8 protein-coding genes are annotated in these 9479 nt (G+C 52.8%); 5 read left to right on the plus strand and 3 right to left on the minus strand.

Going from position 1 to position 9479, the window contains the following annotated elements; genetic code table 11:
- Window positions 1–558 precede the first annotated feature (558 nt).
- The 5 genes from Q0X57_RS06130 (at window position 559) to Q0X57_RS06150 (ending at window position 4672) form a co-directional block, all read left to right on the plus strand.
- Window positions 559–1146 carry a hypothetical protein gene (locus Q0X57_RS06130; RefSeq protein WP_297729063.1) on the plus strand — a complete coding sequence of 196 codons (588 nt, stop codon included), beginning with the start codon at window positions 559–561 and terminating at the stop codon, window positions 1144–1146.
- Window positions 1147–1312: 166 nt separating this feature from the next.
- Window positions 1313–2278, plus strand: coding sequence for a WYL domain-containing protein (locus tag Q0X57_RS06135; protein WP_297729066.1), 966 nt, complete (start codon window positions 1313–1315; stop codon window positions 2276–2278).
- Window positions 2278–2799, plus strand: a complete 522-nt coding sequence (locus tag Q0X57_RS06140; protein ID WP_297729069.1) for a 3'-5' exonuclease — start codon at window positions 2278–2280, stop codon at window positions 2797–2799. The genes Q0X57_RS06135 and Q0X57_RS06140 overlap by 1 nt, the downstream gene beginning before the upstream one ends.
- Before the next feature lie 54 nt (window positions 2800–2853).
- The gene (locus Q0X57_RS06145) at window positions 2854–3447 is read left to right on the plus strand and encodes a metallophosphatase domain-containing protein (protein WP_297729077.1); all 594 of its coding nucleotides are present in this window, start codon (window positions 2854–2856) and stop codon (window positions 3445–3447) included.
- Between the two features lie 703 nt (window positions 3448–4150).
- Window positions 4151–4672 carry a methylated-DNA--[protein]-cysteine S-methyltransferase gene (locus Q0X57_RS06150; protein WP_297729080.1) on the plus strand — a complete coding sequence of 174 codons (522 nt, stop codon included), beginning with the start codon at window positions 4151–4153 and terminating at the stop codon, window positions 4670–4672.
- Window positions 4673–4836: 164 nt separating this feature from the next.
- Here the strand turns inward: Q0X57_RS06150 and ahpF are convergent, their stop codons facing one another.
- The 3 genes from ahpF to Q0X57_RS06165 all read right to left on the minus strand — a co-directional run.
- Window positions 4837–6390 carry an alkyl hydroperoxide reductase subunit F gene (ahpF, locus tag Q0X57_RS06155; RefSeq protein WP_297729071.1) on the minus strand — a complete coding sequence of 518 codons (1554 nt, stop codon included), beginning with the start codon at window positions 6388–6390 and terminating at the stop codon, window positions 4837–4839.
- Between the two features lie 94 nt (window positions 6391–6484).
- On the minus strand, window positions 6485–7054 hold the full coding sequence (gene ahpC, locus Q0X57_RS06160) for an alkyl hydroperoxide reductase subunit C (RefSeq protein ID WP_025883180.1): 570 nt from the start codon (window positions 7052–7054) through the stop codon (window positions 6485–6487).
- Between the two features lie 465 nt (window positions 7055–7519).
- Window positions 7520–9479: outer membrane beta-barrel protein (locus tag Q0X57_RS06165; RefSeq protein ID WP_297729074.1), on the minus strand; the 1960-nt coding region annotated here is incomplete at its 5' end.

Consider the following 9479-nt stretch of genomic DNA (forward strand, 5'->3'; position numbering starts at 1 on the left):
GAAGTCATCAAAAACATCATTCTTGAGAAATTGCATTAGCGGGTGGAATGTACGCTTGCCTTCTTGTTTGGATGGCTGATAAGCTATAATGCTGACTATGGCTTTTGGAAGTCATTCTTCTTCGGAGGTGTACCAATTGCTTTGGTGCTACTGCTAGCCTTTAGGTATCTCTCATCAGCTACTGCTGGGGGATTACTATTCTCTCCTTTCGTAATTATGGTACTCTACCAATACCTTTATCAGCAACCAGGGTGGATAACATCGGAGCCGTGGGCGGTTATTATAGCTATCGCCGTTGGATTGACGATAGCTCTGTCTCTAAAGATGTATGCTGGTGTAGCTCTGCCGTGGGCACTTATCAAGTATGGACTCATTAATGATCCGAATGCTGGTGTTGGGGTATTCGTTAGCAATGGATTGATCGGTGTTGTCATTGCATGCGTGATTATATACCTTATTCGGCTGTTGTTTTACAAGCCTACCGAAAAGTATAAATAGTAAGGAAGCGCATACCGTCTTCCATCGTTAGGAATAACATTGTAAGCTACAACTGAAGAGATGTCCCGTGAAGTCAAGTTTTTGCCGAGAGTGGGGAAGCACTACGACCACTCTAGATGGGGTAAACGTGTGATGGTGCTAGGCGAGAGCCACTACTGCGCTAATCCTGGCGAAGCTACTGCGAATATTACGCAGAGGGTTTTTGAGTATCTCTTTGACTCCTCTTGTGATCACGAAGGCTGGATGAATACCTACACCAAGTTCGCTAGTGCCTTGAGTGGTCAGCAAGAGAGTCGCTTCTCCTCAGAGGAGGTGTGGGATGAGGTACTCTTTTATAACTTCATTCAGGAGCCTATGACGGCTCCTCGACAGGCACCTACTAGGGAGCAAAGGGTTGCAGCTCAGGGAGCTTTTCTTGAAGTGATAGAGCACTATCGCCCTGACCTTGTATTGGTGTGGGGACATGATCGTCTCTACGACTATCTCCCCAATGCGGGTCATCAAGGAGCTGATTGCTGTGGTGTGGAGACCTGGATCTATCCTCTCAGAGATGGACACGAGGTGAGGGTATTGCCTGTACAGCACCCAGCGTCAGCCTTTTCCCCAAGTGAATGGCATCGGACTATCAGTGCGGCTTTAGAGGATTAGTTCTCTAATTGTCTAAAGCCTAAGATGTGATATGGCTTTCATGTAGCGACTAATAGTGTGCTATGTGAAAGCCATTGCAGTTTTAGACTGAAAAGCTATGCCTTGTGCCACGATTTGGCAGAGGTAATGTTGTATCTTTGCCCTAGACAAATAGACTAGTAGTTGTATGGCAAACAAATTCGGACGATATGTCTGGCTGATTGAGCAATTTCGCCAGTACGGACGACTGACCTTTGATGAGATTAGTCGCCACTGGGAGGAGAGCGGGCTGAGCTACGAGGAGCCCCTGCCGAAGCGCACCTTTCACAATCATCGGGCGGCGATCCTCGACATCTTTCAGGTGGATATCTTATGTGACCCCCAGGATGGTTACCGCTACTACATTGACAATCACGAGGAGCTGGAGCAGGACAACCTGCGCAGTTGGCTCATAGACTCCTACACGGCGATGAATCAGATACAAGCCGACAGCAAGCTCCAGGGGCGGATACTCTTCGAGCATGTCCCCTCTGGGCGTAAGTGGCTCAACGTGATTGCCGAGGCGATGCGTCACGGCAAGGTTATCCAGATGACTTACCAGGGGTTTGGCAGACCTGAGGCTTACAGCTTTGAGGCGGAGCCTTACTACCTCAAGGTGGCGAATCGCAGATGGTACCTCCTGGCTCGTAGTCCTTACTACTCAGCTCGCAATGTAGAGCTCAATGCTGAGGACGGTGGCTCCCGCCCTGAGGATATCTATCTAGTCTATGCCCTGGATCGCATCTTGGCTTGCGAACCGCTAGAGGAGAGCTTTGAGATGGATGAGTCTTTTGACATAGAGGCTTACTACCGTGGCTGTTGTGGGGTGATTCACTCCGAGGAGGAGCCTGTACGTCTGCTAGTTAATGCCTATGGTCAGGGGGCGGACTACCTTCGCACGCTGCCGATACATGAGTCGCAGAGAGAGCTACCCTCAGAGGTGGAGGGTTTGGCTAGCTTTGAGCTGGAGGTCTGTCCTACGTATGATCTTTATCAAGTTCTATTAGCAATGGGCGATCAGATTGAGGTGATGGAGCCTCAGTCCGTACGAGAGGAAATGTATAACTTTGCCAAGAACCTTATGGCATACTACGAGCCAACAACAGAAGCGTGATGAACAGATTAGACTTTATAGCGATAGACTTTGAGACCGCAACAGGACAGCGCACCTCCATCTGTGAGGTGGGGATCTGTGTGGTCCGCAACGGCGAGATCGTTGAGACACGCTCCTGGCTGGTACAACCTGAGGGAAACCGATACAGCTACTGGAATATGCAGTGCCATGGCATCCGTCCGGAGGATACGGAGATGGCGCCATCGTTTGCCGAGGTGTGGCAAGAGATAGCTGCGCAATACTTAGGCGATGGAGACCTGCTGGTAGCGCACAATGTGCCGTTTGATCGAAGTTGCCTAGAGCAGACAGCACAGCTCTACGAGCTCACACTCCCCGAGTTGCAGTGGGACTGCTCGCTACGCCGTGCGCGTCAGATCTACGACTACGGCTGCCATACGCTCGCCTACCTCTGCGAGCAACTATCCATCCCCGAGGGGACGCACCACCGCGCAGGCGACGACGCCGAGATGTGCGCCCGCCTCTACCTACGAGAGCTACAAGACAGTAACCAATTCGTATAAACACACGCCTTAACGCTTCTCTCTTGAAGTAACTCTCACGTACTAGTAATGACAATGAGGATACTACATCTATCTGATACGCATGGCTATCACAGGCGACTGCGGGATTTGCCAGCGGCAGACGTTGTGGTGCACTCAGGAGACTTTACTATGCATGGTAGTGCAGACGAGGCAGAGGACTTTATCAACTGGCTGTGCGACTTGGACTACCAGTACAAGCTCTTCACCTGTGGCAATCACGACTTCTGTATGTACAGGGCTACTGTGAGCGGACTCAGTGACACGGTACACCTGCTCTACAACTCTGGGGTAGAGATCGAAGGGGTGAAGTTTTACGGAGTCCCGCTGTTTGTGCCAGACTGCGCTGATGGCCGCCAGGAGCAATACGAGGCGGATATACCGCTAGACACAGATGTCTTGGTCACGCATCGTCCGCCCTATGGCATTTTGGACTATGCCGACCAGACCAACTACGGCTCTGCCACACTCCTGCGTCGAGTGCATGAGATCAAGCCCCGCCTGCACCTCTTCGGGCATATCCATCAGCAGTATGGCGTGCTGAAAAGAGGTGAGACGACCTATTCGAACGGCGCCATGATGAACGAAAGCAATCGCACGCTCAATGCTCCTCGGCTGTTTGAGATTTAGAGCATTCTTTTGAGGTTGCTGAGTCGGTTGGTGGGCAATAGTGAGGTTGTCCTCATTTGATCTGTTGCCGTGACGCTTTTAGCCCCAAGTGCTCTCAAGGTGCTTGGGGCTTATTTTATAGTCTTGCTGTCTGGTAAAAGCTTTTTGGATCTATACGCCTAAAATAGATGTACCTTTGCAATCAATAAGTGACAAAGTGGATATGGGTGATCACTTCTTTCAATACGGGTAGGCAAGAGACGGACTACCTCAAGAGAAAAGACAATTGAATGGCTGAGCTCATCGAGCGAGTCGTCATGGTTCGCCTTCCGGTAATTCCAGACCTGTTTATAGCGGAAAAAGTCTGGAGTGGAGCTCTGGTCTTTCACTCCCTCTCAGAGCTGTCGGATGCTGAGGTTATCCAGCGACTTATCGCATTGGATGGGGTAGGTGTTTGGACTGCCGAGATGCTTTTGCTCCACTCTCTTCAGCGATCGGATGTCCTGAGCTTCGGCGACTTGGGTATTCACCGCAGACTCCAGCTGCTTTACCACCACCGAGAGATGCCACGTGCACGCTTTGAGCGGTACAGATGCCGATACTCCCCGTATGGTAGTGTAGCAAGTATTTACTTGTGGGCACTTGCTGCAGGCAAAGTTGAGCCCTGGTAGAAATCCTCCGTGAAACTATGAGTTGCACCAAGTCTTTATCGCCTCTTGAGCAGATGCTCTATCCGTCGCCATGTGGTTCGCTCGTACTGATTGCATGCGGTCACCATCTTTGCTGTTGTGACTGGATCGATGGATTGAGTCATGTACGACTTCTGAAGCGCCTCGGCCAGCCTTGCCGTCAGGTATCAAAGTCGGCAAACAGCCCGTTCCTTTCGGAAGCCGCTACACAGTTGGACGAGTACTTTTCGGGTGCGCGTCACTTGTTCAGTCTCCCACTGATGGCGGTCGGTACTGATTTTCAAAAAGACGTATGGCATGCACTGGCTACTATCCCCTATGGCACCACTTGCAGCTACACTTCTGTAGCCCATGCTGTGGAACGTCCTTCTGCAATGCGTGCCGTAGCAAGAGCGATAGGGGCGAACCCTCTCCAGATCATTGTCCCTTGTCATAGAGTGGTCGGCAGCGATGGTCGCCTAACTGGCTATGCCGGAGGTCTTGAGCGCAAGAAGTATTTGCTGGATCTAGAGGCCCGACATCGTCTCGTACATAGAAATCTAGCCCAGCTAGCGTAAGCCCCCCTTGTGCTAGAGGCAGTAAACGAGAGACTCCCCTCCAGTTGGATCGTGTCCAGCTACGGGGGAGTCTCTTCTTTGAGCAGGTGTGTGACCCTAACCTTTGCGTGCGTCGGTCAACGGCTAACAGCCAATAGCTAACAGCCAATAGCCAACAGCCACCTTTACCCTTTCGTGCGAATGCGATCATCAAAGGCGGAGAGAGCAGCCTTGGCACCCTCGCCCATAGCGATCACTACCTGCTTGTAGGGGATGCTGGCACAGTCGCCTGCGGCATAGATGCCAGGCACTGAGCTACGACAGTGGTCGTCGATGACGATCTCGCCCATGCGGTTGCGCTCGACCAGACCGTCGAAGACATCCGTATTCGCCTTGAGTCCGATCTGCACGAAGACTCCAGCGACAGCTAGCTCAAAGGGGGCACTCCCGTCTCGAGGAGCTATGCGAAGTGCGGACACTTTGTTCCCGTTGCCGATGACCTCTTCCGTTGCCACGTTCGTGTGGACAGTCACGTTCGGTAGCTTGGCTAGTTGCTCCTGCAGTACGGTGTCTGCCTTGAGGCTCTCCATAAACTCCAAGACGGTCACATGCTTGCAGATGCCCGCCAAGTCAATAGCTGCCTCAATGCCTGAGTTACCACCGCCCACGACCGCTATGTCTTGTCCCTTGAAGAATGGCCCGTCGCAGTGCGGACAGAAGGCTACACCGCGACCAATATGCTCCGCCTCACCAGGCACACCCAGCTTGCGCCAGGAAGCTCCAGTGGCGATGATCACTTGCGGCGCTACGAGCGTCTCACCGAGCGAGGTGACTACCTCCTTTTGGGTATCGACCAGCTTGATCTGCTCGACATGTCTCTGCTCCAGTATCTCTACGTGGTAGTGTAGCACATGCTGGCGCAGATCTTCGGCCAGTTGGGTACCTGTCGTGTGAAGTACGGAGGGAACGTTTTCGATAGCCGTCGTCTCATTCACCTGACCACCCATGCGGTCCGCCACCAGTGCCACGTGTAGTCCCTTGCGAGCCGAGTATAGCGCAGCGGCGGCGCCAGCAGGACCACCACCGATGACGATCTGGTCATACTCCTTGCGCTCCGCTGTGACGGACGATGGCTCCACTCCGACAGCATCGGCTAGCTTGCCGAGTAGTTCACCCAGCGAACTCTTGCCTATATGTAGCACCTGATCTCCCAGGTAGACCGTTGGTACGGCCGATATGTTTAGCTCCTTAGCCTCCTCCGTGTAGAGAGCCCCGTCGACCATCTCGTGGGTCACCCCCTCACCAGCGATGAGCGTGATTAGGTTAAGGCTCTGCACCACGTCAGGGCAGTTGGTACAGCTGAGCGAAATGTAACTGCGCAGGTGAATAGGCTTGCGTAGCGAACGAATCTTGTCACAGATCGCTGCATCGGGGAGGTTCTTCCCCTGACCATCCGCATTGTATATGGCCAATATCAGACTGCTAAACTCATGCCCCGAGGGGATCGCTCTAAAGGTTATCCCCGTGGGCTGGTCGTCACGTAGTATCTCCACGCTTAGCTTGTCGCCCACGCCCATCTCTAGCGATATTTGCGGGGAGGTCGAGGCGAAGTCGCCGAGGAGCTGCTCTAGCTCGCCGTAGTGGTCGCCCTCGGGAGCCTTCGCTCTGAGCGTATATCGATGCTTTAGCGAGGCAAAGATGCTTTGCAGTTGCTGTAAGGTATCTTGGTCTAGTCTCATGATTGTGCTGTTTTTTTTCAGAAAGAGTAGAGGGCTGTGCCGCTCGTGTGAGTATACGACACAACCCTCTCGTCTTGATATGTGAATCTAGGTGTTAGATCTTACCAACTAGGTCTATGCTAGGCTTGAGAGTGGCATCTCCTTGTCTCCACTTAGCGGGGCACACCTCACCTGGGTGCTCATAGATAAACTGAGCAGCGCGCACCTTGCGCAGTAGCTCCTGAGCGTCACGGCCTATGCCGTTGTCGTGGATCTCAGCCACACGCACCTTGCCGTCAGGGTCGATGAGGAAAGTGCCACGGTAAGCCTGCCCAGCCTCCTCGATCATCACGCCGAAGGCACGAGCCAGCTCAAAGCGCATGTCAGCGAGCATCGTGTACTGCACCTTCTTGACCGCCTCGCTAGCATCCTGCCAAGCCTTGTGAACGAAGTGCGAGTCTGTGCTCACAGAGTAGATGTCCACGCCGATCTGCTGAAACTCAGCATAGTTGTCGGCAAGGTCAGCTAGCTCCGTAGGACATACGAAGGTGAAGTCGCCAGGATAGAAGAAGAGTACGCTCCAGCGCCCCTTGAGATCCTCGTTAGAGACCTCGTGGAAGCCCTTGGACTTGGTATATGCGGGTACTTTGAACTCTGGTAAGTTGCTGTTGATAATTGGTTGCATAGTTATTTGCATTTAAGTTTCTGGATAAAGATTTACTGCCGTTGGTCGGACATCCCCACCAACAGCTACAAAGATAGGGGTAAGCACCCGAAATAAAAAGCAAACTGCATACCTAGAACAAGGTATTCTCCCCTAATGCGAGTAGTTTCCTCCGTATGAAACTAGAGTTTCTCCTAGGTGAAACTAGATTTTCACCCAGATGAAAATAAATTGCCCCTCGTATGAACATAGACTGTGCCCGTACGGAGAGGAAAGCTCTACTCCCGTAGAGCCTCCTAAATGGAGACTGTTGCATAAAGGCGAATCGCTGTGTTGCTTTCGGGATTCGGCTTCGGTCACATACGGAGGTATGCTCCCTTCAGACCTCACCCTCAGCGCCTTGCGCTTCATCCTTTCTGCAAAGTCAGGACAATCTTGCAAGCAAGATTGTGAGACTGTTGACTTGCAACAGTCTCAAATGGCTATTTAAGGTTTGCTAAATGAGAGCCCCTCGTTGGCCGAGTCGGTGAGACGAGACTCGCTATTGACTGTCTGACGGCTAGAGCTCTTGAGGCGCTTATTGCCTAGCGTACAGCTGATGCTGAGCGTGACCTTCGGACTGTACCAGTTCTGGACGAAGGCTATCGGCTGGGAGAGCCCCATGATCTCGCCCCGTGCCACATTGCTATTTAGCAGGTCGTAGCACGAGAGGGAGAGCTTCCAGGAGACGATGCGCTTGCTAATAGATAGATTGACCCACCACTGTCTCTGAGTCTTGTAGACTCCGACAAATAGCGGACTGTAGTAGGTGATCTGAGCGTCAAGGTACCACTGAGCTGGGAGGTTGAGCGACTGCTTGTGCTGGAGGTAGTAGGCGTGGAAGGTGCGGTCGCACTCGCTCCCGTCTATAGTTCCCTTGTCACGCTGCAAGTGCCAAGCTAGATAAGTAGTGGCGATCCACTGCAAGCCGTTGTCACGGTAGATGATAGGTATGGGCGCCCCCGCGACGATGCGCAGGTAGCGACTATAGTCTAGATTCCCTTTGGTAATGGCATAGGCTCCCTGATATGGTGTCAAGTACTCGACGATGGGGTGCTGCTCGTTGGAGAGGTTTACCTCTAGCATCGCAGCCCGTCGGTAGCTGTAGTTGAGCGAAAGGTTGTGGCGCATACTACTCTGCAGACGATCATTGCCGACACGATAGAGAAATCCCGCATAGGAGGCATACGGCATCAGGTCTCTTAGCGCAGGACGCTGGTAGTAAGTCTGCAAGGAAAGTGCTAGACGATGGTTGCGCGCTATGTCGTAGGCAACGTTGAGGTAAGGTTGCCAGCGCACCGCTTGGTCAGATAGTAGGCGAGTCCCTTGAGCTTGGCTCGTGCGGTGGTCGTAGTTGAGCTGTACTCCACCGTAGCTGTCAAGCGCTCCTTTGTGGTAGCGCAGTGTGAGGTAAGCAGAGCTGTTACTCTCATAGTACTGCTCATTGACTTTGCTGGGAGCTGTGGGGGCTTGTGTCGCAAACCAGATGTTGTTTTGCGTTACCCCGAGTAGTCCCAGTAGTGAAGGGGTAAAGCGGTAGGTATAGTTCGTTGATAGGCGAAGGTAGTGATACCGATCCTGAAGCTCGCTGTCACTGTGGGAGTAGGAGCGTTGATTGCCACTAGCGGTGTAGTCGGCATAGCTCTTCCAGACCCAACGATCTGCAGAGAGGGTGTGATAAAGGTTGACAGCCCCGACCATACGCTTCATATCGGTGTGGGCCCCCCGACTATAGTCTATATGCTCACTCGAGAGAGAGCCGTGAAGCCGTACGTCAAAGAGCTGTCGCGGAGAGATCTGCCACTCAAAGCCCGCCTGCATAGCCTGTCCACGATGAGGCAATGTGCTCGTTGTGTCAGCGCCTAGCGTAGTCGTAAGAGACTCTAGACGACGATTGTCAAAGACTTGGTACGCTATATAGCTTCGCTTGTTATCCTTATTATAGTTGAGCCTGAGCCGACCGCCCTCCGAGATCTTCCTCCGATAGCTCGCATCCGCAGATATGAAAGCATTGAGACCCTCTCGAGGATTCCCCTTTGTGATAATGTTGAGGACGGCACCGCTCTGCACGCCATACTCGGGTCCTGGATGGCGAATGAGCTCCACACGCCCAGCATCCTCCACGCTCAGAGAGCTAAGGTAAGCTTGAACCTCCTCAGGGGAGAGGCGTAGTATTCGACCATTGACAGCTACCGTGAGCGTGTAGAAGCCATAGACAGAGAGCCCTCCACGCTCCTCCACCTGTACCCCCGGGATTAGCTTGAGCCCGTCCAAGAGGTTTCCGCCGATGGCTGCAGGATTAGCCAAAAGGTTATAGCGAGCCACACCGCCATCGTATGAGACAAATGGACGCTTGGCAACTACGACCACCTCTTCAAGTGCTTGTGCGGTGGGCGTAAAGGCGATG

It is taken from the genome of uncultured Porphyromonas sp. (genome assembly GCF_947254915.1).
Lineage (GTDB): Bacteria > Bacteroidota > Bacteroidia > Bacteroidales > Porphyromonadaceae > Porphyromonas.